A 24,316-nucleotide genomic window follows, 5' to 3' on the forward strand; every position below is an offset into this window, starting at 1 on the left:
GTCTCGCACTTCCGCTCCAATCAACCTTAAATAGTTTCGTTTTAAAAACAACAATCTTTACGAAAAGAGCCTTTTTAATTAACGATTATCCATTTTTTGATTGATGTTATCGTGATGATCCCTTTTATCGTTAACCATTTCTCCGTTTTCATTTTCTGCGTTACTCATTTTGTATCCTTGAGGCGATTTCAGCATTCTTTTGATGGTTTGTTCAATCGTATAGTCGATCCCTTTGCTGCCGGATTTCAATGTAGCGAAATTCTCGACATCTTGGGAAAGGTTTTGAAAATCATCACTGACGTAGACGTGATAGTAGCGAGGAACGACGGACATAGCTGTTCGTTTAACTTGGTCAGCGGTTTCAGTCCGATCCTTGGTATTTGTATCGTATACGACAAGAACTTCCTCATCCGTTACGAGGGTAGCCGCATCATTGACATTTGGAATCTGTACACTGAGCTTAGAAATGACATCAGACAATTGTTCACGGTCAATGGAAGCAGCCTTGTTAGAAATGTTACGGCCGTCAATGGTTGTACTATTGGTGCGGGTAAAACCGAAATCATCACTTTTATTGTCATGATTGCGATAATCCTCGTCATAATATTGGGTCGGATTATTTACGTTTGTTGGGTTACCAGCATGATTTTTTGCACCGAGCCCCTGATCATGTTTATTAGAACATCCGGTCAGTGCAATAATCGAACTTAAACCTATTGTTATTATCGTTTTTTTCATCAATAACACCCCCATAACTTTAGGATGAACATATTTCTCTATTTTTCGCTTAGTAATTGATGGGGAATCAGTTATAATTTAAGAAGGAATGTATTTTTGAGAGGTGAAAGCAATGATTAACATCAATAACATGACCTATGAAATAATTGAGGATGAAAGGGAAGGCTATAACGAAGAAGCGTTTAAAGCCAGATACAGTGAGATTTTAACGAAGTATGATTATATTGTAGGGGATTGGGGTTACGGCCAATTGAGGCTGCGTGGATTTTTTGATGATTCTAATCAGAAAGCGACCTTCGATACAAAAATAAGCACGCTTACTGAATATTTATATGAATACTGCAATTTTGGCTGTCCATATTTCGTCATGAAGAAAATAAAGAAATGAAAAAGGCCAGAATTTACTCTGGCCATCCATGTTAAGAGCTTCCGTATCCTTTATAAGGAGGCTGCTCATGGTTTTCTGGATCATCATGTGTCGGATGAGCACCAGGATATTTTCGAGGTAAGTCTTCGTGCAACGATTTATTTTCAAAATTAAAGGCACTTTGATATCGTTGCCCTTCCTGCCATGGTGTGTTTTTATTTTGAACTGGTGCATCCTTTGCTATGGATGATCCAAAAGGTCCTTCGGGAAATTCTTCAGGAATTAAATAATCCCGCTGTTTTTCGACATTGGAGAAATCGTGGTATATTTCCTCTTCTTTGCCCAAGGTAATCCCCCCTCATGTAATCGTACATTCAGTAGGTTTTCCCGATTAAGAAAAAAACTTCAGCTTTCAGACGATTTCCATTAAAAAGTGACTTAATTCTTCCGCTTCCGCTTCTGACAACTGAAAGGCATGCTCAAGATAGCCTTCCTCTTCTAAATCATCAGGTCCAATGATCGCGAATCGGTTACTCTGCATATTTAAAACAAGTTTCTTCCCATAAAAACGATCAGTTGTCGTAATGGCCAAATCGAATCTTGATTCTTCGCCCATGAAACTTATGAACCGGGTTTTTGAATCAACGACGTCATTGTATAAATAAAAACGATCTTCCATAATATCATTCCCTTCTTATGTTCACATTTGTAATTCCATCATAACAAAGTGACTTCAATAGGGGAACAGACATTTTCGGGCTCCAAAGGTGGAGGAACTTCGTCACGCGTCTTAATGCATTAGGATCGTCCAGCAATCATGCCGCGAGAGAGTTTTCCTCGATTAAAGGAAAATTGTCAAGAATGCAAATAGGACGTAATTTTGGTTACTTTTATTTCAATGGATGACGGGAAATGCGACCCCTGTAAAAAAGTCAATGTACGTTTCTGCCGATGTTTAGTAGAGGGATCGGTTCAAAGGTTGTGGCTGAAGGAATTGAGAGTAGGGGAGAAGCTATGGTATTATCAAGGAATAAGGTTGTTTTTGGTACAGGGTTATAACTCGGCTGGCCAATCAACCATAGTAATGCTTCCTATATCATCTTAGATCAGAAAGGATCTGGAAAAAATGTACTTTGTAGACCGCCAAAAGATTGAACAAATATTAGGTTTTCTTGAAAAGCAGCTTGGACTTTTTGAAGGGCATGATAATTGGGATGGAGACATTGAGGAACTTATCGCTGAAAGGCTCATACAGACTTCCATCGATTCCGTGTTGGATGTAGGAAATGCAGTAATTGATGGTTTTATTATGCGTGATCCGGGAAGTTACGAAGATATTATCGATATCCTTCATGATGAAAAAGTCATTTCAGAAGAAAAAGCGATACAATTTAAAAAGGTTTTGCCGCTAAGGAAAATGCTGGTTCAAGACTTCATTGAAGTTGATCACAACGAATTGCATAAGGTATTCTCGGAAAATATCGCGGCATTTAAGCAATTCCCGAATTTGGTGAGGAACTATTTAACAAACGAATTGGGACCTGTATCTGCTTTTAAAAACTAGTATTGTTAGGAAGGCGAATTCAAATGAAGTCGTATAAAGGGTATTTAATTGACTTAGATGGCACCATGTATCGCGGGACTGAGCAAATTGCGGAAGCTGCAGGTTTTATAAATGACCTAAAAAAAAGGGATATCCCTTATTTATTCGTCACCAACAACTCGTCCCGGACTCCGGCACAGGTAGCGGATAAATTGAGAAGCATCGGCATATCAACGGAAGATGATCAGGTTTTCACGACAAGCATGGCCACAGCGAATTACATAGCTGAACAAAAGGAAGCTGCATCGGTCTATGTAGTGGGTGAAGAAGGCATTATCGAGGCTCTCAAGGAAAAAGGAATGAAGCTTGTGGATGAGCATCCAGACTTTTTGGTAATGGGCATCGACCGCGGCATCAATTATGAAAAGTTGTCAAAAGCCTGCCTTGCAGTTAGAAATGGCGCAGTTTTCATTTCAACAAATGGCGATATTGCCATTCCTACTGAACAAGGCCTTTTGCCGGGGAATGGTGCTTTGACATCCGTTGTTTCCGTTTCGACTCAGGTACAGCCGATTTTCATTGGAAAACCTGAATCCGTCATAGTGGAACAGGCTCTAAGAGTATTAGGGGTACCTAAAGAAGAGACAATCATGGTTGGGGATAACTATGATACGGATATCCTCGCCGGCATTAATGCAGGGATCGATACATTGCTTGTACATACTGGGGTAACGACCAAAGAACGCTTGAAGCAATATAAGGAGCAGCCGACGCATGTGGTGGACACGCTCGACCTATGGCGCTTCGAATGAAAAAACCAGGCCTGCGAAAGCAGCCCTGGTTTTTTTATGTCGCAAAACAGTGAAAATCAATGAATGAATTATGGCTTACTATTCTGCATTTTCGGTTCTGTGGGCAAGCCGGCTTGAAGCGGCAGCTGCAATTGCTCCAACAATATCATCTAGAAAGGTATTTACCTTACCTGTGCTTTTATCGTTCAAATATTTTAAGATACCCGGCTTTTGCTTATCGATGAAACCATAATTAGTAAAGCCGATGGATCCGTAAACATTCACAATAGAAAAAGCTAATATTTCATCCACCCCATATAGGCCTTCATCTATTTCAATGATGCTTAGCAAGGGTTCCTCGAGCAGTTTTTTCTCGGCTAGAATATCCAACTGTATGCCGGTCAGTATGGCATTTTGGACCTCGCGTTTTGAAAGGACCCGTTCTACATTGTGAAGGCAATCAGCCATTTGGAGATTTTCATGGTAACCTGATTGTAAATACATGACAAGTTCAGCGATATCCTCCAATTTCACTCCTCTTTCAATTAACCATCTTCGAGCCGTTTGTTCAGATATTGATTGTTCAATATTAGCCATGTAATCACCCATTTCTCTATATTTTAAAGGGATAGTTCTAATGCCGGCAGTTTTTAGTTGATCAAAATGAAAACCCATGTTTTAATGCGAATTTCCAATAAGGTTTCGATAATCATTCAGAAAACGGATTATTCCACATATATATAAGTATATGATGTCCAATATTTCTATTATATCCATTTAATGAGGGGGGCCATTCCATGATAGAAGAAATCATTTTTAATAATTATGGTATACAGGTAGGGCTTGAAGAAACCAATAGCAGGTTTCCAAGCTTCCGTTCAGGGAATATGGTTTACAGCATCGTTCCCATTGGAAATATGGAGCAGGAGGAATTAGTGGAACGGCATAAAATGTCTCAACACCTGATTTCACAAGGAGATCGCTACGTATCGGCCTTTGTCCTTGCCAATCATGGAAGTTTTGTTTCGGAAGCGGATGAACAATTATTCATCCTTCTTGCCAATCAGGCTTTAGAAGGCCCGAAAAATTTCAACCCAGGAAGACGGCTGGCAAGATTTCACCAGCGTGGGAGAAATATTACTGAAACGATTCGAACATGTTCAAGGATTGGTAAATGGAAAGAGTTATGGGAACAAAGGATCGATCAGTTAGAAATGATTTGGAGGGATAAGCTCAATGCCCATCCTGATAACCAGTTTGAAAAATTATTTATAGAAACCTTTCCCTATTATATGGTGCTTGGTGAAAATGCGATTCAATATTTGGTCGACACGGAAATTGATGATACCCCGCAAATTGTCGATAGTGGAACAGTATGTTATGAACGTTTTTTACATGATACCTGGAAAAGCAATAAATGGATGAAAAATCCGTTTGATTGGGTGTTCGACCACGGCACCAGGGATGTGGCGGAATGGGTGAGGGAACACTATTTTCAAAATGTACATACCCATCAGAAAGGCATTGGCCATTTCTTTCACGAATATCAGGCTATTGAACAATTCTCCAGCTTTTCAGCCCGATTGTTATATTCAAGAATACTATTTCCCATTCATTATTTTGAAACAGTAGAAGAGTATTTTTCAAAAACGACGGAATCAAGGTCAAATGAATTGGAGGACAAAATATCGTCGATCACGAAATCCTCCCAACAATATGAATCATTCCTCAAACATTTTTATGAATTGGCGGAAGTTCCGGCCAAGCAATATAATTTACCTCAAATTGACTGGATTTAGGAAAGAAATATGATTCATCCTTAATTACTATGTTATGATGATAACAAGATTTTTTTGAATAGTTAGATATTTAAAGTGAATTACTTAAAGATGTGGAAAGGTGAGTCCATGAAAAGATTGATAATGGCGGCCCTTTTATTCCTTTTAGTCATCCAGTCGACAAATCTTGCGAAAGCTGAAACGAAAATAAGTTGTGAAGCAACTCAATTCAAGATTGTCATGAAGTCTACTACTGATATGAAAGAAAAGGCGTCGGCTGCAAGTAAAACATTAAAGAGTTATAACAAAAATAAAGAATTATCGGCAAGTGGGAGAACTGGAAACTGGTATAAGGTCTGTCACTCAAAAAAGACTGCATATATCAAGATGGCAGATGCAAAAGAGGTTTTCAGTTCCGATGAAAAAACCCTTCTGAAGAAATTCGATATGAGAAAGGGTGTTAACCAAGTTGTATCGGTAAAAGGGAAATCGATGAGTGATACGGAGGTCACGATCCAAACGTATGAAAAGAAACAAGGTGAATGGAGACGGGCATTAAAGGGGATGGAAGGCGTCATTGGGAAGAACGGCTTCACGAAGAGCAAAAAAGAGGGCGATGGAAAATCACCGGTTGGGATTTATTCATTTGGTACTGCTTTTGGAAGCGAAACGAAGCCGGCCGGTATGAAAATGAGCTATAGGAAAACGACCAATTATGACTACTGGATTGATGATCAAACCTCAAAGGATTATAACAATTGGAAAACCTATAAAGGGAATCCGGTAGATAAATGGAAGTCTTTCGAAAGGATGAATCATGAACTATATAAGTATGGGGCGGTCATCAATTATAATACGAATCCCATCATAAAAGGAAAAGGCAGTGCAATCTTTCTTCATATATGGAGAGGGGAAACAAAGCCGACGGCGGGATGTATAGCCACTTCCGAAAAGAACGTCCTCAGTTTACTGAAATGGATGGATCCCTTGCAAAAGCCACATATAGTAATGGGTACAAATGATTCATTAAAGAGCGTTAAGTAATAATCTTCAAATGGTTAAATTTAGTGTTATCCGTTCTTACTCATTCTAGGGATGGACAAAAAAGTTCGTACATCCATCTTTTCTAACTATTGATAATTATATGAATTAATCTTATAATGTCTACTATACAAATACAAATGTTTTCTTCAGGTAAACAGTTCTTAAGGGGGAACCAAATATGAAAGCCATCTCGATCGGTTTATTGGGGTTAGGTACAGTCGGATCAGGAGTCGTACAAATCATCGAAAGTCATCAGGACAAGCTCACGCATCAAGTGGGCTGTTCCATATCCATTAAGAAGATTCTAGTCAAAGACACGACGAAGGAGCGGCTTGTCGATATTGAAAAAGGTATGTTAACTGACAATCCTGAGGATATCCTTTCGAATCCCGAGATTGATGTTGTAATTGAAGTTATGGGTGGAATTGAAGAAACACGCGGTTATCTGGTTGAAGCAATAAAAAATAAAAAGCATATCGTTACGGCCAATAAAGACCTAATGGCTTTATATGGACCGGAACTGCTGGAATTGGCCACCGAGAATCAATGTGATTTATTCTATGAAGCAAGTGTTGCAGGCGGAATTCCGATTTTACGCGGTCTTGTCGATGGATTATCTTCTGACCGCATCACGAAAATGATGGGAATCGTCAATGGAACGACAAACTTCATTTTAACGAAAATGAGCAAGGAAGGCAGAGCTTATGATGACGTATTGAAGGAAGCTCAGGAGCTGGGATTCGCTGAAGCCGATCCTACAGCCGATGTAGGAGGATTGGATGCTGCCCGTAAAATGGCGATACTATCCACTCTCGGGTTCTCAATGAACATTGGCTTGAATGATGTGGATGTACAGGGCATCACCGAGATATCCGAAGAGGATTTGAGCTATAGTAAAAAGCTTGGCTATACAATGAAGTTGATTGGCGTTGCTTCTAGGGCAGGGGATAGGGTCGAAGTAAGCGTCCAGCCTGCACTTCTTCCGGAGTCACATCCGTTAGCATCGGTAAATAATGAATATAATGCGGTATACGTTTATGGTGAAGCTGTAGGGGAGACGATGTTTTATGGACCAGGAGCGGGCAGTTTACCGACCGCGACTGCAGTCGTTTCGGATATGGTGACGGTCATCAAGAATATGAGGCTGGGCGTAAATGGCCGTAGTGCGGTTTCACCGCAATACCCGAAACAATTAAAAGCTGCAACTGAGATCTTCGCTAAGTTCTTCATTCGATTGCATGTTCAGGATGAAGTTGGCGTTTTAGCCCGAATCACGAATTTATTTGCCGAGCATGGGGTAGGGTTCGATAAAATCCTTCAATTGCCGCTGGATGAAAAGGAATCTTCCGAAATCGTATTAGTTACGCATACTGCCACATTGGCTGCGTTTGAGCAAATAATACAGAAATTACATGATTACAATATGGTAAAAGAAGTGAAGAGCACATACAGAGTTGAAGGAGAGGACATCAAATGAGCTGGCAAGGACTTATAAGCACATATAAAGATTTTTTACCTGTCAATGAAAATACACCTGCACTATCCCTTTTGGAGGGTAATACACCTTTAATTAGACTGAATCGATTATCCGAAGAGTGGGGAATCGACTTACATGTAAAATATGAAGGGGCGAATCCAACTGGATCTTTTAAAGACCGCGGAATGGTCATGGCCGTCGCCAAAGCGATCGAAGCGGGTAGCGACACGATCATCTGTGCTTCTACTGGGAATACATCGGCTGCTGCCGCAGCTTATGCCGCTCGTGCCAACCTGCGCTGTATCGTTGTCATTCCAGAAGGCAAAATAGCAATGGGCAAGCTCGCTCAAGCCGTTATGTACGGAGCGGAAATCATCTCGATCGAAGGGAACTTCGACCAGGCTTTAAAAATCGTCCGTTCACTTAGTGAAAGCTCACCGATAACTCTTGTGAATTCGGTCAACCCATATCGGATTGAAGGGCAGAAGACAGCGGCTTTCGAAATTTGTGACGCTCTCGGCTCTGCACCGGATATATTGGCGCTCCCAGTCGGCAATGCAGGTAATATCACGGCTTACTGGAAAGGGTTTAAAGAATATAATGAATCGAAACAAACGGGCCTTCCTGAAATGAGAGGGTTCGAAGCGGAAGGTGCGGCTGCAATTGTCAGGGATACCATTATCGAAAACCCCGAAACGATTGCAACTGCCATCCGGATTGGTAATCCAGCCAGTTGGAACTTCGCTGTGGAAGCAGCAAATGAATCCAAAGGTAAAATTGATGAGGTGACAGACGAAGAAATTCTGGAAGCCTATCATTTCCTCGCTAAAAAAGAGGGAGTATTTGCTGAGCCAGCATCATGTGCTTCCATTGCAGGCATCTATAAACAATTAAAAAGCGGTGAAATCAAAAAAGGAAGTAAGATCGTTGCTGTACTTACAGGAAATGGATTGAAAGATCCGAATGTGGCAGTCGATACAAGCACGATTCAACCGACATTGTTGCCAATGGATGAAGAGGTCATTTTAGAACATCTGCAAGGTGTGAACCAGGCATGAGTGCAGATTCCGAGATGTTCTTGATCCGTGTACCAGCGAGTACGGCCAACTTAGGACCAGGATTCGATTCCATCGGCCTGGCCTTAGGACTTTACTTGGAAATACACGGATCTACATCAGATCATTGGGAAGTCGTTCCGCTCTCAGAAGAGATGTCTGTTTTTCCAAGGGATGACCATAATTATATCGTCCAAATTGCCAAGAAAACGGCTGCCTTTTATGGAAGGGAACTATCCCCATGCCGGCTTTTCGTCTCTAGTGAAATTCCACTGGCACGGGGGCTTGGAAGCAGTGCCTCTGCCATTGTAGCTGGTATTGAATTAGCGAACATCGTTGGTGAACTCCATTTATCCGATGAGGAAAAGAATAGGCATGCTTCCCTCTTTGAAGGGCACCCGGATAATGCAGGGGCATCTGTGTATGGTGGAATGGTTGTGGGTCTGCATACAGAGGAAAGAACGGATGTCGTTTCGTTTCCGATCGAAGGAGTTAAGGTGATTGCAGTCATTCCCAATTTTGAATTGCTTACTGAGGATTCAAGAGAAGTCCTTCCTAATTCGCTTTCCTATAAAGAAGCGATAAACGGAAGTGCAGCCGCCAATGTTTTGCTTGCGGGAATTTTATCCAAAGATTGGAAGATTGTTGGTAAAATGATGCAAAGCGATCGTTTCCATCAACCCTATAGGGCGCGGTTAGTCCCTCATTTAGCACTTATAGAAGAAGTTGTCCATAAAGAAGGCGGATTTGGTACAGCCCTAAGCGGAGCAGGTCCTACTGTTTTATGCTTGGCATCCGCAGAAAAATGTGAAAGTGTGTTCACGGGATTGAAGGGGAAATTTCCGGAATTTCTTGTGAAAGAGCTGGAAATCGATAATGATGGCAGCCATACGGCAATCCTTTCGGAACAAGAAAAAAAGGAATTGAAATTTTTGAAATCGTAAGCCATGCTTGATTTAAGTAGATTATAAAAAAGCTGACCCGCGTCAAGCCGTATCAAATCATTTGATAGGGCAAAAGCCGAGTCAGCTTTATTTTATAACAGTCCAGAAAAGGTTCCGGTCTGCACGAAAAAGGTTGAACGTTTATAGATGAGGTGATCCTTCATCCATACGCTGCATGTTATTTAAAGGGCTATTAGAAAACTTGTTCAACTTCCACTACACCAGGGACTTCTTCAAGAAGGGCACGCTCAATCCCAGCTTTTAGCGTAATGGTCGAACTAGGACAGCTTCCGCAGGCTCCTAGTAATCGTAATTTTACAATTCCATCTTCTACGTCAACTAGTTCACAGTCACCGCCATCACGAAGAAGAAACGGACGAAGTTTATCTAGGACTTCTTGAACTTGAACTTCCATTGTTTGTTCAGACATTGCAATCGACTCCTTTCCTAATCATATTATAATGCGAAGGTAGTAAAAAATCCAACTGTAACTTTGCGGAAATATAATCTATATTATTCTGGTAAGATGGAAACAGGTGAATGTTTCTTAAAAGTATTCAAAATGAAGTGAAAATATTAAAATGATGGAGGTAGAGTATAGTAATGAAAGAAATTGAGATAGAAGTGTATGGAGCGGAGCAAATTTGCGCGAGCTGTGTAAATCTTCCCTCTTCGAAAGATACTTGTGAGTGGCTTGAGGCTGCATTAACGAGAAAGTTTCCTGAGCAGAAATTCAAAATAACCTATATAGATATATACAATCCTCCAGAAAAGGTGAAGCAAAAGAGCTTTGCCATGAAGATGATCGAAGAAGATTTATTTTATCCACTGGTCCTCATTGAAGATGAAATTATTGAAGAAGGAAATGTGCGGCTCAAAAAAGTGGTAGAAACTATGGAAAAACATGGATATACAATACAAGTGTGATATATAAAGGTAGAAAAAAGAAAATGACCCAAAGTGAGCTGCGCTCAGCTCATTTATGGGTCATTTTATAAAATGTAATCACATAAGAAGGTTTGGAATCAATCAACCGTTATGGTATTTATACATCCAGAGAATGCCTGATTTCATTAATCGTGCCACTCTTCCCGTAATAGGGCGGTTTGCAACAAGACCAAAACCTTGTTTCTTCCCAAGAGAACCTAGTGTCCCTTTTAATTTCATGGTAGGGAAGCTTTCTGGAAGTGGTTCATTTGCCCATTTTTTCACAAGGACCTGGACGATTTGCTCAGCTTGGGACTCCGCTAATTGAGCACTAGGTGCATGAGGCAGGCTTGCACAGTCACCGACCACAAAGATGCTGTCATTAGTAGGAAGGAAATGCTGAGGAGTCAGAACCGCTCTTCCTTGACGGTCTTTTTCAATATCCATATCACGGATGATTTTGCTTGGCTGAATTCCAGCAGTCCAAACGATGACGTCACTTTGAACTGCTTCGTCGCCATTATAAAGAAGGTTTGGCTCAACTTTGGTTATATTTGAATGATGGACGATATCGATTGTATGTTTATCGAACCAAGACTCGACAAATGTGCTTAATCTTTCTGGGAAAGCAGATAGAATATGCGGTCCACGGTCAAATAGCTTAACGTTTAAATCTGAACGGCTTTCAATCAATTCACTTGCAAGCTCAACACCGCTAAGTCCGCCACCTACGATAGAAACGGTTGCACCAGCCCCTAAATTATTCAAAGCTGAATATGTGCTGCGTGATTTATCGATTGTTTGGATACTATAGGTGTGTGTGTCTGCTCCAGGAATATTGTGGTATTTATCTTCGCAGCCAAGGCCGATGACTAAATCATCATAAACGACAGGGTCTTGATTTTCTATAATGACTTGTTTATTTTCCATATCGATGGAAAGTACTTCTCCGTATACGTTCTTCAAGCGAGGATGTTCAGGAAATGCAACACGGATGTGCTGATCAGGAATGGTACCTGCTGCTAAAGCATAATATTCCGTTTTTAAGCAGTGATAAGGATTACGGTCGATAAGCGTGATGCTCACATTTTCAGGAAGCTGATTAGGCAGCAATCTTTGCAACATGCGCATACCACCATACCCACCACCAAGTATGACTAAATTCTTCATATTATTTTCCCCTTTATTTGATCTCTTAAAAATTTGATAAATGCTTCACTTGTGAAAACAACTATCCCATTATAGGATTTCCCCAAATGAACCTTTTAAGTTTATTTACATATATATACCCCAATAGTAGTAAGAATAAAAAATTAATTAATATTCTTTTTTACGTTCCCCGACAAAAGTATAACGAATATAAAAGGAAATCACAACCTGTATCTTAAAATCGGCTTATTTTATATTCGTAAATATTGACTGTAATTGGGAAAAGTAATAAGATGGTTTGTTAGTAACTGTGAGGTGAAACAATGTACCCGATTATTGAATTTTGTGTAAGCAATCTGGCCAGCGGTGCTCAAGAGGCTATGGAAAGATTGGAGCGGGATCCGAATTTAGATATCTTAGAATACGGTTGTTTGGGATATTGCGGCAAATGCTCCAGTAACTTATATGCGCTTGTAAACGGTGAAGTGGTTTCCGGTGACACAACGGATGAATTGGTAGATAAAATATATAAGTTCATTGATGAATTTGACATGTTTTAATCATCAACGGCGTAAAAAGGCTGTTCCTGCCTGGGACAGCCTTTTCATTGCTTTATCCATTCATAGCTCAAGCAACGGGTGGGGAGTTGCCCTGATCTTGCTTAATTTCCTGAAAGCGGTCCCTGGCCATCTGGATGATGGAGGTTTCACGGGCATTTCTTTGTCTTTCGAATACTAACGAAAAATACTTGATTGCTGCCTTTTCATTCCCTATTCTCTTGGAGATGTCGCCAGCGAGATATAGGATTCTGGCTTCAGATACCTGGGTACCGCTGAAGTCCCCCGTTGAATAGGATGCTTCATATTCCTTAAGTGCGAATCTCAAAAACCTTTTTTCTTGTTCCTTGGACCGATTGATCCTATTTAGCCAGGCAATCCGTAAATGGATTCCGGCCAGGATAATATGTTTTTCCTTTTTTAAAGCCCCGCAATAACTAGCCAGCTTGTAAGTATTGATAGCGTCTTTAATGGATCTCTCATTGCTGAAATGATGGGGAACCCACTTGGAGCTTACCTTTTCCATAATGATTTCCTTTGTGGCTTGAGGGAAGTACCGGGAGAAATCATCGGAATAGGAAAAGCCACAGTGAGGGCAAACAAAAATATTATAGTAAAGGGCATTAACGGCTGAATCAGCATAAATGGGGCAAAAGTCCGTGTCATATTTTGCTACTTTTACAAAATGCGATCGTACCCTTTTTGTGGTTGATTTTTGTTTGCATAGAAGGCATTCCATGTTTTTGTCATATAGAGGCTGTATATCTTCGATGGAGATTACCTCCCTTACTTTAAATTTTTTTATTGGGTCAAAATATTCAGTCCTATATACCCATAAACCTTATTATAAACCATTTTTTAAATAATGTTGGTAAAATAGGTGCGGGAATATGAATTTTTTCAAGCCGGAAAATTGAGCGTGGGAAATTCTTTGGTATATACTATAAAGAGAAATAGTTCTATCTCACTTATAAGAAGAAGGAGGGATTTATTGTGAGTGAAGTTGTTCAAATAACGGAAGCTGCTGCTTTTCAGATAAAAGAAATGATGAAACAAAATGGTGAAGAGGGTTCCTTTTTAAGAGTGGCCGTCAAAGGCGGGGGCTGCAGTGGATTATCCTATGGAATGGGTTTTGAAAATGAGCCCGGACAGAAAGATAGCCAGCTGGAACAGTTTGAAATTAAGATCCTTGTTGATAACGGGGATGCAGATATATTGAATGGAACGGTAATTGATTATAAACAAACGATGATGGGTGGAGGCTTTACGATCGAAAACCCAAATGCCATCGCTTCATGCGGTTGCGGGTCTTCTTTCAAAACGGCAAAAAACGCCGGTACGCCGGAGAATTGCTAACAATTTCTGTTCATTTGGAAAAGGGGGGCACTTTAACAAGTGCCCCCCTTCAGTTTGTTTGGGTTGAAGTGCCATGAAGGTCGAATAAAATCGTGAACGGTCGAAAGAAGTGTGGGAAAGGACGAAAAAGTGCTCCGATGGAAAACAGTTATCCACAATCATGGAATTAGGGACACAAAAACCGGCCATGAAAGCCGGTTTTTGCGTACTATAATTAAAACATGGAAGAACTGTGCATGGGCTGGACTTTTGCTTTTGGGTCAATATATTGCTTGGCGTGATTGACAGCAGTGGGGGCCTCGCCAAAACCACTTGCGATTAATTTGACTTTGCCATCATATGTTGCGATATCTCCGGCTGCATAAATTCCTGGAATATTCGTTTCCATTCTTGAATTCACCAAAATACTGTTCTTCTGGATATCAAGTCCCCATTCCTTAATGGGGCCAAGAGAAGAAACGAAGCCGTAGTTGACGATGACTGCATCTACCTCCATCGTCTCTGTATCTTCACCATTTGTATCCTTAATGACAACTGTATGGATCCGGCCGTCTGTACCAATCAACTCTGAAGGTATGTAAGGAGTCTTTATATCAACTTTTGAATTTTTAAGGTTTTCTACACTATGTTCGTGGGCACGGAATTTATCTCTTCTGTGAATGATGCTCACTTTCTCGGCGATCGGCTCAAGCATAAGTGCCCAGTCGACTGCTGAATCCCCACCTCCGAAGATCACCACTTTTTTGCCAGCAAAATGATTGAGGTCATCGATGAAATAGTGAAGGTTGCTGCTTTCATATTTTTTTGCATCATCAATTTCGATGCGGCGGGGTTGGAAAGCCCCATTTCCAGCTGTGATGATAATGGTTTTGGAATAATGGATTTCTTTATCCGTCGTTAACTTGAAAACTCCATCTGCTTGCCTTTCCACTTCTTGAACGGCTTGCTCCAAGACAACAGTCTGTTCAAATTTTGCCATTTGTTCTTTCAAATTATTCACTAGCTCCTGAGCACGCACCTTGGGGAAACCTGCGATATCATAGATGTATTTCTCAGGATAAAGGGCCGACAATTGTCCGCCTAATTGCGGTAGGCTCTCGATGATTTTTACGGATGCTTGCCTCATGCCGCCATAAAATGCAGTAAATAATCCAACTGGGCCTCCGCCAATGATGGTGATGTCATAAACTTTTTCGTTAACTTCCAACTTTATCCCTCCGATATACTAGGTTTGCTGAAATTTATTCTCTTATTTTAACATAGATAATCTTTTAAAAAACGGAGAAAGATTAGAAAAGTTAGAAAGTTTTGACTATAACGGGACGGTTACATTATGAATGCTGTTCACCCCCTTTCATAAGTGGGTAAAAATACTCTTTACCAAGGTTGAACATATAGTATGAATATGGTCCTTTACGGGGTGAAAAGCATCGTTTTTCAGCTTTATTTTCACGCGAAAAAGTTCGGTTTGTTACTTGAAAAAGGTATGGAAAAAGACTAAAATTTACTTAGACATCATTTAGTGAATTTTTTATGACAATTTCGAAGTATTACGTGAAATACGTCACAAATGTATAAGAGTGCTTTTTATAATGGAAATTAAAAAGATAGACAATAGATTTAGTTATGGAAAGCATCACAAGAAAATATCGTAAAGGTGGACGAATACTTTTGAAAAAGCCAACTATCGTTGTTTTAGGAGCAGGTTATGGTGGACTGATGACTGTTACTCGCTTACAGAAGGCATTAGGTCAAAATGAAGCTGAAATCGTATTAGTTAACAAAAATGATTACCACTATGAAACAACATGGCTGCATGAAGCATCTGCTGGTACGCTTCATCATGATCGTGTGCGCTATCCAATCAAAAGTGTCATTAACGGCAGCAAAGTTAAATTCATCCAAGATTCTGTTTTGGAAGTGAAAGCAGAAGACAAAAAAGTCATCCTTGAAAAAAGCGAAATTTCTTATGATTACCTAGTGATTGGACTTGGACCGGAATCGGAAACATTCGGGATCCAAGGACTAAAAGAATATGCTTTCTCTATCTCTAACGTGAACACTGCACGTGAAATCCGTGATCATATCCAATTGCAATTTGCTACGTACAGTTCTGAGGTCGAGAAAAATGAAGACCGCTTGACGATCGTTGTTGGCGGAGCAGGATTTACGGGTATCGAATTCCTTGGCGAATTAGCTAACCGTGTCCCTGAACTTTGTAAAGAATACGATATCGATTTCCAAAAGGTTCGTATGTACTGTGTAGAGGCAGCACCAGCCGTCCTCCCTGGCTTCGATCCGGAATTAGTGGATTATGCAGTTTCCTACCTTGAGAAAAAAGGTGTGGAATTCAAAATCGGTACACCGATCAAGGGGGCAACTCCCGAAGGTATCATCGTCGCAAGAGGCGAAGATGAAGTGGAAGAAATCAAGGCGGGGACCGTTGTATGGGCAGCTGGCGTGCGTGGTAATTCAGTGATTGAAGCATCAGGTTTTGAAGCAATGCGCGGACGTATTAAAGTGAACCTTGACATGCGTGCACCGGGTCATGACGATATTTTCATCGTAGGGGATTGCGCGTTGATCATCAATGAAGAAATTAATCGCCCATACCCGCCTACTGCACAAATCGCCATGCAACAAGGTGAAGTCATTGCGAAGAACCTGACTAAATTGGTTCGTAACGAAAGTGATCTTGAAACGTTCACTTTCGAAAACAAAGGAACGGTATGTTCACTTGGTGATGACAATGCGATTGGAGTTGTATTCGGCAAGAAAGTTACAGGCAAGACTGCATCATTCATGAAGAAAATGGTTGATAACAGAGCATTGCTAATGATTGGCGGAGCTTCCTTGGTTGCTAAGAAAGGTAAATTCAACGTCCTTTGATTTTTTCGATATATAAGTGATGGCCATTTGGGGATTGTCCCTGAATGGCCTTTTCAATGGCATCTATCGATGAGCGTCCATGAAGCGGAGACGGGGAGTATGCACCTATCATATGTGGAATATAATGGGGGTAAGGATGACGAAGCACTAGATTAAAGAATCCTCCCCTTTGACCGCTTTGGCATTACGTATGTACTCTAGCGGTTTGGAGTTTACACTACTTATAATGAATGTAGGGGAAGTGGGTTTTGGTGGAAAGATGCAAAAATGTTTGGTTGGCAGTGTCCGGCCTTGTGATATCTGCTAAAGGCGAGTGGCTGGTCGTGAACAAAAGGTATGGCGGATTGAAAGGGCAGTGGTCGCTTCCGGCAGGTTTTGTCAAAAATGATGAAACCGTTGACGAAGCTGTCGTAAGGGAAGTGTTGGAGGAGACGGGCATTCATACAGAAATCGAAGGCATTGTTGGTGTTAGAAGCGGAGTCATCAAAGGGGATATAAGTGATAATATGTTGGTATTTTTACTTAAACCGATCAGTTTTGAAGTCACCGCTCAATTGGATGAGTTATATGAGGCTAAATTTTATGACCCTGATTTACTCATACAAGAGGGGAAGCAATCGTTATTATTGGAACAGCTTTTAGCTTTTAAAAAGGAAAGAGTGCAGACGATGCTTGATGGGTTGAATCCGGGAAATCATTTTGGCTATACATCATATAAATTATTCATGTGATTTGGGTAATTATCTTTTCTTCGGTATTATTTGGCATTAAGTCGTTGACGTAGCAATTATTTTTTCAGTAAACTAAAGGTGTCGCTTTTAAGGAGGGTCAAGAATAACATGCCATTGCCTGTTTTAATTATCTCAATACTCTTATTTTTCATATTGTTTTTCGGAATTGGCTTTTTGCTGAATATGCTCTTTCGTTCTTCTTGGATCATGGTCATCTTATTTCCAATCGTCTTCATCATCATTGTCAATGAAACAAAGCTAATTGAATATTTTAGAAATCCGGGAATATCTTTTTCTAATCTTGGAACGAACCTTACAGCCCTGCATACGGCAGACATCATTATTTTATCAAGCGGGCTGCTTGGCGCGGTTTTAGCTGGTGTGGTCATCAGGATTCTAAGGAATAAAGGATATCAAATGTTTTGATAATGGGAAGGGCCGTCATTTATGGACGGTCCTTTTTTTGTAAGAAAAATTGGATCTTTTCATGCTTTATGAATACTTTCACTCTGGAAAGGGAACAAATATCCTTGTGAGAGGAGTGGAATTAATACATATGAAGATTGTAAAGGCATTATTTTTGAGGGTTGCTATTATCATATTATTTATCTTGGCCATCGATTCAACCTTAAATCATGTTTTTGGGGCTATGCCTGAAGATCATCCTTTTGAAGGGGCAATGAGACAACATCGAATGCTTGGTCTCGAATATAAAGCGATCCATAGTGGAGGTCAAGTGGCAACGCTAATGTCATCCGCATCCACGGGCAATGGTGGTCCCACGACGATATTGGAGGCAATCGAGCTCTTGAAATATCCGAAGCATGAAGTTTTGGCTACAGGATATACAGCAGGGTATGAATCAACGGGAAAGTACCCGGAGAGCCCATCTTATGGAATCACTTATTCAGGTGTGAAGGTGAAACGGGATCTGTTTTCAACCATTGCCGCTGATCTTGCCGTATTCCCCCTCGGAACCATCCTTTGGATTCCGGGCTATGGATATGGGGTTGTAGCGGACAAGGGCGGGGCGATCAAAGGAAACCATCTGGATCTATACTATGACACCGTACAAGATGTGTACGAGAAGTGGGGAAAGAAAACCCTTGAAGTATATGTTGTGCAAAAAGGGAACGGCGAGTTATCTGAAGAACAGCTAAACAAGTTGAATGAAACCAAGATCAGGCAAGTATTCAAGCCTAAAATCGCCGGAAAAACATTGAACGAGAATGTATCTTCCTTTGCCTTTTAATGAAATGATGGAGTTAAAAAAGCTGCCACAATTGGGGCAGCTTTTTTGTTCATTCGAAACGCCTTTAAGCCATGCCTTTGTACTCCTCAGGGTGCAGAGTCTTTGCCAATTTTGACAGCCCATCCAGTAAACGGGGGGAAGGCCGGCAGAATAAGGGTTCTTCCATAATGTGGATATTGTTAGCCCGGACTGCCTTCATATCGGCCCAACCTTGCCGTTTCTTGACAAGCGCCGGGTTGACTTTTCGTAATGGGACACCGACCCAAGCTAAGCAAATATGGTCGGGATCCTTTTTCTGAACCTCCTCGGACGTGACTTGAATGCTTGCCATTTCCACATCTTCGAAAAGATTATATCCTCCCGCAAGAAGGCTGATCTCGGATAACCAGTTAACTCCCCCAGGGCTGAATAAGGGATTTGGCCACCATTCCCAATATAGGGACGGCTTTGTTTCGATTTTGTCGGCGACATTTTTATATTGAAGGATGGCATCCCGGAATTTTGCTGCCTGCTCCTCTGCTTTATCATTAAGATCCATGGCCCCGCCCAAGGTCAGCAAATCCTTTGCGATATCTTCAAGTGATTGCGGATTGAAGATGATGTGAGGGAGGTTCCGTTCTTTTAATCCTTCAATATTTTTTTCCATACCCGGTACACTAAGGGAAGCCAGCACCAAATCGGGTTTCAGTGATTCTACATGATCGATATCAATCGATAAATCCGGCCCCACTCTAGGAAGGTGCTGTATGGTTTCAGGCCAATCAGAGTAGTCATCGATAGCGATCAGCTGATCTTCTATCCCTAGATATGTGCAGAGTTCCGTATTGCTGGGGCAAAGAGAGATTATTTTCAAATTGACCACCTACCCTTGAAAGATGAAAAAGTGAAGTGCCAGTGCAATGAATACTCCGGTCAAGGCTCCGAAAAATACCTCGATTGGCTTATGGCCCAACAGTTCCTTTAATTGTTGCTGTTTCTGTTTATCCGCTTTTTTCTGCCAGTTTTTTGCTTGCTCGACTAATGTATTGAAGTCCGTGACGAGCTGGTTCAAGACGGCTGCCTGTTCTCCTGCCTGCCGTCTTACTCCTGTCGCATCGAACATCGTGATGACGGCAAAGATCGCTGCAACGGCAAATACAGGAGAATCCATTCCGGTCTCAATCCCTACTGCTACGGTTAAAGCTGACACGGCCGCAGAGTGGGAACTTGGCATACCGCCTGTGGAGTTAAGAAGTGACCAGTTAACTTTACGAAAAGCTATGAAGTGGATGGGCACTTTAATGAATTGAGCAAAGAAAATGGCAATCAATGCTGCGATTAAAGGGAAGTTGAGAAATAATTCCAAGAGTATCAGCCTTCTTTCTAGTTATAAGTAACGATGAAATCCATATATGGGTAAATAAGAAATCCTGCTCGGTACAAGGCCCTTATTATTAGTTCCATTCAGTCCTGTCGATTCCCTGCTGGTTATTAGTATTAAATATGATCTTCCTTATACTATTACTCTAAAGTGGCACATTCTAAACAATATCCCTTGTTAATATTATTTTCATGGGCCTTATTCGAAAATTTCGAAAGATTTCGTTATAATGAAGGTAATCGAATGGAGGAGGTAGCAGAATGTTCACAGTAAAAGATTCCTTGAATATAGATTTGATTGACGAATGCCTGATTCTAGGCGTATTTGACAGACCCGTAAAATTCACAGGCATAGGGAAAGAGGCAGATGAACGATTAGATGGTCAGCTAACCGAGTTAGTGAAAGCGGGAGAAATCCCTTCCAAGAAAAAATCAGTAGTTAAAATACATACATTAGGTAAATTAGGCATAAAGAGATTGATTTTTGTAGGTTTGGGCAAGGAAAAGGAGCTATCCTTTGAAACGCTGCGCGAAGCATTTGGAAAAGCGCGTAAAACGATCAAAGAATCCAGGCTAACGACGCTATCTATTGCTTTGGATACATTCACGACCGAAAATTTGGATGCATTGGACGCAGCGCATGCTTGTTCCGAGGCTTTTGAACTTGCTTCCTATAAATTTGACGGATACAAGCAAAAATCGAACCAGGTCGAAAAAAGCCTTGAATCGATTACGGTTTACAGTGAATCGGATAAAGAAGAGGTCGGGGCCGCACTTCATGTAGGGAAAGTCTTCGGAAGGGCGACGAACTCTGCAAGAACATTGGTTAACACACCAGGCAATTTGTTGACTTCCACGGATATGGCGGATTATTCATCTGCTTTGGGCGAACGTTATGGCTTTGAAGTGGAAATCCTGGGGAAGGAGGATATGCTCAAATTGGGAATGGGAGCCCTTCTTGCTGTCAATCAAGGTTCCGTTGAACCTCCGAAAATGATCGTCCTGAAGTACCAAGGTAAAGATGAATGGAAAGATGTTATCGGGTTGGTTGGTAAAGGCATCACATTCGATACCGGTGGATACTCATTGAAAACGAAGGCCGGAATCGTTGGAATGAAGACGGATATGGGCGGTGCCGCAGCTGTTTTAGGTGCAATGGAAATTATCGGCGAATTAGGGCCGGATCAAAATGTCGTGGCTGTCATTCCATCCACTGATAACATGATCAGCGGTGAAGCACTCAAGCCGGATGATGTGATCACTGCCATGAGCGGCAAGACGATAGAGATATTGAATACGGATGCGGAAGGCCGGCTCGTTTTGGCGGATGCCATAACTTACGCTAAACATCATGGTGCCGACTACCTTATTGACGTTGCTACTTTAACGGGGGGTGTTATAACGGCCTTGGGCATGGATATGACGGGTTCAATGACCAATGACGCAGAATTCTATGAACAAGTGGTTAAAGCCTCAGAGGAGGCCGGGGAGCCTATGTGGAGATTGCCTATTACAGAAAAGGACAAAGAGCGGGTACGCAATAGTAAAATAGCGGATTTAAATAATTCACCTGGCGGGGCAGGACATGCCATCATGGGTGGAGCCTTCATAGGCGAATTTGCCGAAGACACTCCGTGGGTCCATCTGGATATTGCCGGAACATCCACAACCTCGAGCGGCTCCGAATTGTGCACGGCGGGGGCGACAGGTGTGATGGCACGAACGCTTGCACTATTTGTTGAAACCTTTGAATCGAAAACAAAATGAACCAAAAAGGATCCGAAGCCGAAAATAGGCTTCGTTTTTTTTACAAAAAAGGTGTTGGACGTTATATATCCCTCCATTTCAAGCTGATGATGATATGACAATTTTCATCCCCTGTTTTGGGATAGAAATCAAAACGGATCCCATCAGGGTTATACTTGATATCAGGTTCGTTTTTAATCCCTATCTTTCGGATCATATCAACCACTAAACTCTTATTCGATGCTTGGGCGGCAGTCATCAACCTGTTTGAGAAAGGCTTGGATGTGGCTAATGTATCCATGACTTTTTTTACATCAAGCAATAAAGCTTGCGATGACTTTGCCGATTTAACTAACAGATCTGGATTGGTTGCCAAGTATGGACGCAATGTTCCTTCAAGTTCCCGATTCATGTTCACTGACCCTACGGGAAGCGGAAATAGGCCAGGGTCATATAAAAAATAAGGGAAATCCTCCAAAAGGTTTCCTTCCTTTCCTAAAGTCTGTCTATAGACACGTTTTCTTTATACGTTAAAATATGTATAAAGGCCAGCCGTTATGATTACGGATTATGGATAACCCTTTTCCGAAAAAAAATCTTCTTGAATTTATGAAGAAAGACACACTATTATTTGTAAACTGCTTAATTGACAGGTATAGTGTATAGTAATATACTTACTTACCTAAAGTAAGCAGTGGCACACTATAAAATTATAAAATAGGTGATGTTAACATGAAAATAACCCAGCAAACAAAAGACCTTTTAATAGATAAAATGAATATTCTTAAAACCCCGGGAAAGGCTGATATATGCCTAGTGGGGCCTGTGAACCTACCTATTGAACAAGGAGAATTCTCAACGGTTTTTCAATGGTATACATGGCTCCAGCTCGATGGCGAGGATAATGACAAGGAAGCGGTGCTTGATTCGCTTTCGGAAGCCAATCTTGCTTTTGGCCAGCAATCGTCCGTGTTGGTGTATGGGGATTTTAAAAAGTCGGATGATGCACTGGTCCGGATGCATAGCATCTGTCACACAGGTGATATCTTTGGCAGTAAACGCTGTGATTGCGGCTACCAGCTCCACCAATCGATGAAGATGATAGCCGAGCATGGGTGCGGGGCCATTTTTTACCTTGCGGACCATGAAGGAAGAGGGATCGGCCTTTTTTCCAAATCTCTTGCATATTTACTTCAGCAGGAAGGTTATGACACGGTCGAGGCGAATCAGGCTTTAGGATTCGAAGACGATACGCGGTCTTACGAGGGAGCCATTCGAGTGCTGAAGGAACTGCGTGAGGATCCGGTCACTTTAATTACGAATAACCCTAAAAAGTTGGACGCACTTATGAAGCATGGACTAGCGGCAAAGGACCATATCCCGCTTTGGGGCGGTTTGACGGAAGATAATAGTTTCTATCTGGATACAAAGGTTAAGAAGTCTGGACACATACCACACAAGAAGCCAACTTTGATTGTATAAGGAGAGCTAAACGCATGAATGATGATCAATATTACATGAAGCTGGCATTGGATTTGGCGGCAAGTGCTAAAGGAAAGACGAATCCAAATCCAGTTGTCGGTGCAGTCATAGTTAAAGACGGTGTGATAGCCGGGACAGGAATCCACCGTAAAGCGGGTGAACCGCATGCAGAGGTACATGCTTTCAAAATGGCGGGTGAGTATGCAGAAGGGGCAACGCTATACGTGACTCTTGAGCCGTGTTCCCATTATGGAAAAACCCCTCCTTGTGCAAATTTAGTGAAAGAATCAGGTGTACGGCGGGTTGTAGTGGCTACGCAAGATCCGAATCCGGAAGTTGCGGGCAGAGGTATATCGATCATAAAGGATGCAGGCATTGAAGTGGAAGTTGGCGTCCTGGAAAAGGAAGCTCAAAGACTGAATGAGCGTTTTATTCACAATATGCTGACGAGCCGTCCATTTGTCATTTCGAAGTATGCGATGACACTCGATGGAAAACTTGCAACACACACAGGCCATTCAAAATGGATAACAGGAGAAGAATCCCGTCATTCCGTTCATTTGCTCCGGGATGAGGTCGATGCCATTCTCGTTGGAATCGGGACTGTTTTGGCCGATGATCCATCACTTACGACCAGACTTCCGGAGGGCGGAGGGAAAAATCCGATCCGAATCATTTTAGACAGTGAATTACGTGTTCCAATGGAAGCCAATGTTGTCCAGGTATCAGATGCGAGGACCATGATCGTAACGCAGGATCATGCACCTGCCGATAAAATGGCAGCTCTACGTGAAAAAGGGATCGAATTCATTTTCGTCCCCAAAAACGATTCGGGCCTGAATTTAAGGACCTTGATGGAAGAGCTGTATAAAAAGGGGATTACGGATATCTTGCTGGAAGGTGGAAGCGAAGTGAATGCCTCTTTCCTAAGGGCAGGGCTCATCGATAAATACTTGATTTATATAGCTCCTAAACTATTGGGCGGACGAAACTCACTAACACCGTATAGTGGAATGAATGTAGATACGATGGATGAAGCGATGGATGTTTCCTTCTCTGGCGTGGACACGTTTGGAGAGGACATACGCATCACGGCTTATCCTAAATTAAAATAGACAACAGGTGATAGGC

At 41.6% G+C, this 24,316-nt stretch carries 30 protein-coding genes; 18 read left to right on the plus strand and 12 right to left on the minus strand.

Annotated elements, in window-relative coordinates; translation table 11 throughout:
- Positions 1 to 78: 78 nt before the first annotated feature.
- The gene (locus N9I19_RS06260; protein WP_317777283.1) at positions 79 to 738 is read right to left on the minus strand and encodes a YhcN/YlaJ family sporulation lipoprotein; all 660 of its coding nucleotides are present in this window, start codon (positions 736 to 738) and stop codon (positions 79 to 81) included.
- A gap of 112 nt (positions 739 to 850) precedes the next feature.
- Between N9I19_RS06260 and N9I19_RS06265 the strand changes: the two genes are divergently transcribed.
- Positions 851 to 1,126, plus strand: coding sequence for a YutD family protein (locus N9I19_RS06265; RefSeq protein ID WP_061465475.1), 276 nt, complete (start codon positions 851 to 853; stop codon positions 1,124 to 1,126).
- Between the two features lie 31 nt (positions 1,127 to 1,157).
- Here N9I19_RS06265 and N9I19_RS06270 read toward each other — a convergent pair whose 3' ends face one another.
- Together N9I19_RS06270 and N9I19_RS06275 are read right to left on the minus strand one after the other, a co-directional pair.
- Positions 1,158 to 1,451 carry a cytosolic protein gene (locus tag N9I19_RS06270; protein WP_125162572.1) on the minus strand — a complete coding sequence of 98 codons (294 nt, stop codon included), beginning with the start codon at positions 1,449 to 1,451 and terminating at the stop codon, positions 1,158 to 1,160.
- A gap of 66 nt (positions 1,452 to 1,517) precedes the next feature.
- Positions 1,518 to 1,784: a DUF3055 domain-containing protein gene (locus N9I19_RS06275; protein WP_061465473.1), complete on the minus strand. Its 267-nt coding sequence runs from the start codon at positions 1,782 to 1,784 to the stop codon at positions 1,518 to 1,520.
- Positions 1,785 to 2,231: 447 nt separating this feature from the next.
- Here N9I19_RS06275 and N9I19_RS06280 point away from each other — a divergent pair, with 447 nt between their 5' ends.
- Positions 2,232 to 2,669, plus strand: coding sequence for a DUF86 domain-containing protein (locus N9I19_RS06280; RefSeq protein ID WP_061465472.1), 438 nt, complete (start codon positions 2,232 to 2,234; stop codon positions 2,667 to 2,669).
- Between the two features lie 23 nt (positions 2,670 to 2,692).
- On the plus strand, positions 2,693 to 3,460 hold the full coding sequence (locus N9I19_RS06285) for a TIGR01457 family HAD-type hydrolase (RefSeq protein WP_284469325.1): 768 nt from the start codon (positions 2,693 to 2,695) through the stop codon (positions 3,458 to 3,460).
- 78 nt (positions 3,461 to 3,538) lie between these two features.
- Here the strand turns inward: N9I19_RS06285 and N9I19_RS06290 are convergent, their stop codons facing one another.
- Positions 3,539 to 4,036: a phosphatidylglycerophosphatase A family protein gene (locus N9I19_RS06290; protein ID WP_061465470.1), complete on the minus strand. Its 498-nt coding sequence runs from the start codon at positions 4,034 to 4,036 to the stop codon at positions 3,539 to 3,541.
- A 200-nt stretch (positions 4,037 to 4,236) separates the two neighbouring features.
- Between N9I19_RS06290 and yutH the strand changes: the two genes are divergently transcribed.
- From yutH to thrB, 5 genes are all read left to right on the plus strand, one after another.
- Entirely contained in the window at positions 4,237 to 5,238 is a 1,002-nt protein-coding gene (gene yutH, locus N9I19_RS06295; RefSeq protein ID WP_317777284.1) for a spore coat putative kinase YutH, read from the plus strand.
- Positions 5,239 to 5,346: 108 nt separating this feature from the next.
- Positions 5,347 to 6,261, plus strand: coding sequence for a L,D-transpeptidase family protein (locus N9I19_RS06300; RefSeq protein ID WP_317777285.1), 915 nt, complete (start codon positions 5,347 to 5,349; stop codon positions 6,259 to 6,261).
- A 178-nt stretch (positions 6,262 to 6,439) separates the two neighbouring features.
- Complete coding sequence (locus tag N9I19_RS06305; protein ID WP_317777286.1) at positions 6,440 to 7,738, plus strand: homoserine dehydrogenase; 1,299 nt, start codon at positions 6,440 to 6,442, stop codon at positions 7,736 to 7,738.
- Entirely contained in the window at positions 7,735 to 8,796 is a 1,062-nt protein-coding gene (gene thrC, locus N9I19_RS06310; RefSeq protein WP_061465467.1) for a threonine synthase, read from the plus strand. The genes N9I19_RS06305 and thrC overlap by 4 nt, the downstream gene beginning before the upstream one ends.
- On the plus strand, positions 8,793 to 9,737 hold the full coding sequence (gene thrB / locus N9I19_RS06315; RefSeq protein ID WP_317777287.1) for a homoserine kinase: 945 nt from the start codon (positions 8,793 to 8,795) through the stop codon (positions 9,735 to 9,737). The genes thrC and thrB overlap by 4 nt, the downstream gene beginning before the upstream one ends.
- A gap of 193 nt (positions 9,738 to 9,930) precedes the next feature.
- Here the strand turns inward: thrB and N9I19_RS06320 are convergent, their stop codons facing one another.
- Positions 9,931 to 10,167, minus strand: a complete 237-nt coding sequence (locus N9I19_RS06320; RefSeq protein ID WP_034310199.1) for a NifU family protein — start codon at positions 10,165 to 10,167, stop codon at positions 9,931 to 9,933.
- Between the two features lie 173 nt (positions 10,168 to 10,340).
- Between N9I19_RS06320 and N9I19_RS06325 the strand changes: the two genes are divergently transcribed.
- Positions 10,341 to 10,664 (plus strand): YuzD family protein, encoded by a 324-nt coding sequence (locus tag N9I19_RS06325; RefSeq protein WP_089361877.1) that lies wholly within the window; start codon positions 10,341 to 10,343, stop codon positions 10,662 to 10,664.
- Between the two features lie 102 nt (positions 10,665 to 10,766).
- Here N9I19_RS06325 and N9I19_RS06330 read toward each other — a convergent pair whose 3' ends face one another.
- Complete coding sequence (locus tag N9I19_RS06330) at positions 10,767 to 11,834, minus strand: NAD(P)/FAD-dependent oxidoreductase (protein WP_061465464.1); 1,068 nt, start codon at positions 11,832 to 11,834, stop codon at positions 10,767 to 10,769.
- Positions 11,835 to 12,136: 302 nt separating this feature from the next.
- On the opposite strand from N9I19_RS06330, the gene N9I19_RS06335 reads away from it, so the two are divergent.
- Positions 12,137 to 12,373, plus strand: coding sequence for a YuzB family protein (locus N9I19_RS06335; protein WP_284469332.1), 237 nt, complete (start codon positions 12,137 to 12,139; stop codon positions 12,371 to 12,373).
- Between the two features lie 67 nt (positions 12,374 to 12,440).
- Here the strand turns inward: N9I19_RS06335 and N9I19_RS06340 are convergent, their stop codons facing one another.
- The gene (locus N9I19_RS06340) at positions 12,441 to 13,175 is read right to left on the minus strand and encodes a DUF2225 domain-containing protein (protein WP_317777327.1); all 735 of its coding nucleotides are present in this window, start codon (positions 13,173 to 13,175) and stop codon (positions 12,441 to 12,443) included.
- Between the two features lie 188 nt (positions 13,176 to 13,363).
- On the opposite strand from N9I19_RS06340, the gene N9I19_RS06345 reads away from it, so the two are divergent.
- Positions 13,364 to 13,726: a HesB/IscA family protein gene (locus tag N9I19_RS06345; protein WP_317777288.1), complete on the plus strand. Its 363-nt coding sequence runs from the start codon at positions 13,364 to 13,366 to the stop codon at positions 13,724 to 13,726.
- 214 nt (positions 13,727 to 13,940) lie between these two features.
- On the opposite strand, the gene N9I19_RS06350 is transcribed toward N9I19_RS06345, so the two are convergent.
- Positions 13,941 to 14,933 (minus strand): NAD(P)/FAD-dependent oxidoreductase, encoded by a 993-nt coding sequence (locus N9I19_RS06350; protein WP_061465460.1) that lies wholly within the window; start codon positions 14,931 to 14,933, stop codon positions 13,941 to 13,943.
- A 464-nt stretch (positions 14,934 to 15,397) separates the two neighbouring features.
- On the opposite strand from N9I19_RS06350, the gene N9I19_RS06355 reads away from it, so the two are divergent.
- Complete coding sequence (locus N9I19_RS06355; RefSeq protein WP_317777289.1) at positions 15,398 to 16,615, plus strand: NAD(P)/FAD-dependent oxidoreductase; 1,218 nt, start codon at positions 15,398 to 15,400, stop codon at positions 16,613 to 16,615.
- On the opposite strand, the gene N9I19_RS06360 is transcribed toward N9I19_RS06355, so the two are convergent.
- A complete protein-coding gene (locus N9I19_RS06360; protein ID WP_317777290.1) occupies positions 16,602 to 16,763 on the minus strand; it encodes a hypothetical protein in 162 nt (53 codons plus the stop codon). The two genes, N9I19_RS06355 and N9I19_RS06360, sit on opposite strands and share 14 nt — an antisense overlap.
- Positions 16,764 to 16,863: 100 nt before the next feature.
- On the opposite strand from N9I19_RS06360, the gene N9I19_RS06365 reads away from it, so the two are divergent.
- The 3 genes from N9I19_RS06365 to N9I19_RS06375 all read left to right on the plus strand — a co-directional run bounded on the left by N9I19_RS06365 (position 16,864) and on the right by N9I19_RS06375 (position 18,598).
- Positions 16,864 to 17,346, plus strand: coding sequence for an NUDIX domain-containing protein (locus N9I19_RS06365; protein WP_375166192.1), 483 nt, complete (start codon positions 16,864 to 16,866; stop codon positions 17,344 to 17,346).
- A 108-nt stretch (positions 17,347 to 17,454) separates the two neighbouring features.
- Positions 17,455 to 17,772 (plus strand): YuiB family protein, encoded by a 318-nt coding sequence (locus N9I19_RS06370; protein WP_061465457.1) that lies wholly within the window; start codon positions 17,455 to 17,457, stop codon positions 17,770 to 17,772.
- 130 nt (positions 17,773 to 17,902) lie between these two features.
- Complete coding sequence (locus N9I19_RS06375; protein ID WP_061465455.1) at positions 17,903 to 18,598, plus strand: 3D domain-containing protein; 696 nt, start codon at positions 17,903 to 17,905, stop codon at positions 18,596 to 18,598.
- A 64-nt stretch (positions 18,599 to 18,662) separates the two neighbouring features.
- Here N9I19_RS06375 and N9I19_RS06380 read toward each other — a convergent pair whose 3' ends face one another.
- The gene (locus N9I19_RS06380; RefSeq protein WP_284469337.1) at positions 18,663 to 19,451 is read right to left on the minus strand and encodes a cobalamin-binding protein; all 789 of its coding nucleotides are present in this window, start codon (positions 19,449 to 19,451) and stop codon (positions 18,663 to 18,665) included.
- Between the two features lie 9 nt (positions 19,452 to 19,460).
- On the minus strand, positions 19,461 to 19,943 hold the full coding sequence (locus tag N9I19_RS06385; protein WP_061465453.1) for a divergent PAP2 family protein: 483 nt from the start codon (positions 19,941 to 19,943) through the stop codon (positions 19,461 to 19,463).
- A 275-nt stretch (positions 19,944 to 20,218) separates the two neighbouring features.
- Here N9I19_RS06385 and N9I19_RS06390 point away from each other — a divergent pair, with 275 nt between their 5' ends.
- Positions 20,219 to 21,724 carry a leucyl aminopeptidase gene (locus N9I19_RS06390; protein ID WP_317777291.1) on the plus strand — a complete coding sequence of 502 codons (1,506 nt, stop codon included), beginning with the start codon at positions 20,219 to 20,221 and terminating at the stop codon, positions 21,722 to 21,724.
- A gap of 61 nt (positions 21,725 to 21,785) precedes the next feature.
- Here N9I19_RS06390 and N9I19_RS06395 read toward each other — a convergent pair whose 3' ends face one another.
- Positions 21,786 to 22,115 carry a YuzC family spore coat inner layer protein gene (locus N9I19_RS06395; protein ID WP_141133612.1) on the minus strand — a complete coding sequence of 110 codons (330 nt, stop codon included), beginning with the start codon at positions 22,113 to 22,115 and terminating at the stop codon, positions 21,786 to 21,788.
- Positions 22,116 to 22,435: 320 nt separating this feature from the next.
- Here N9I19_RS06395 and N9I19_RS06400 point away from each other — a divergent pair, with 320 nt between their 5' ends.
- The gene (locus N9I19_RS06400) at positions 22,436 to 23,185 is read left to right on the plus strand and encodes a GTP cyclohydrolase II (RefSeq protein ID WP_089361870.1); all 750 of its coding nucleotides are present in this window, start codon (positions 22,436 to 22,438) and stop codon (positions 23,183 to 23,185) included.
- Between the two features lie 14 nt (positions 23,186 to 23,199).
- Positions 23,200 to 24,300, plus strand: coding sequence for a bifunctional diaminohydroxyphosphoribosylaminopyrimidine deaminase/5-amino-6-(5-phosphoribosylamino)uracil reductase RibD (ribD, locus tag N9I19_RS06405; protein WP_317777292.1), 1,101 nt, complete (start codon positions 23,200 to 23,202; stop codon positions 24,298 to 24,300).
- Positions 24,301 to 24,316: the final 16 nt, after the last annotated feature.

Origin of the sequence: Peribacillus sp. CSMR9, assembly GCF_033141925.1 — a bacterium.
GTDB classification, from domain to species: domain Bacteria; phylum Bacillota; class Bacilli; order Bacillales; family DSM-1321; genus Peribacillus; species Peribacillus simplex_A.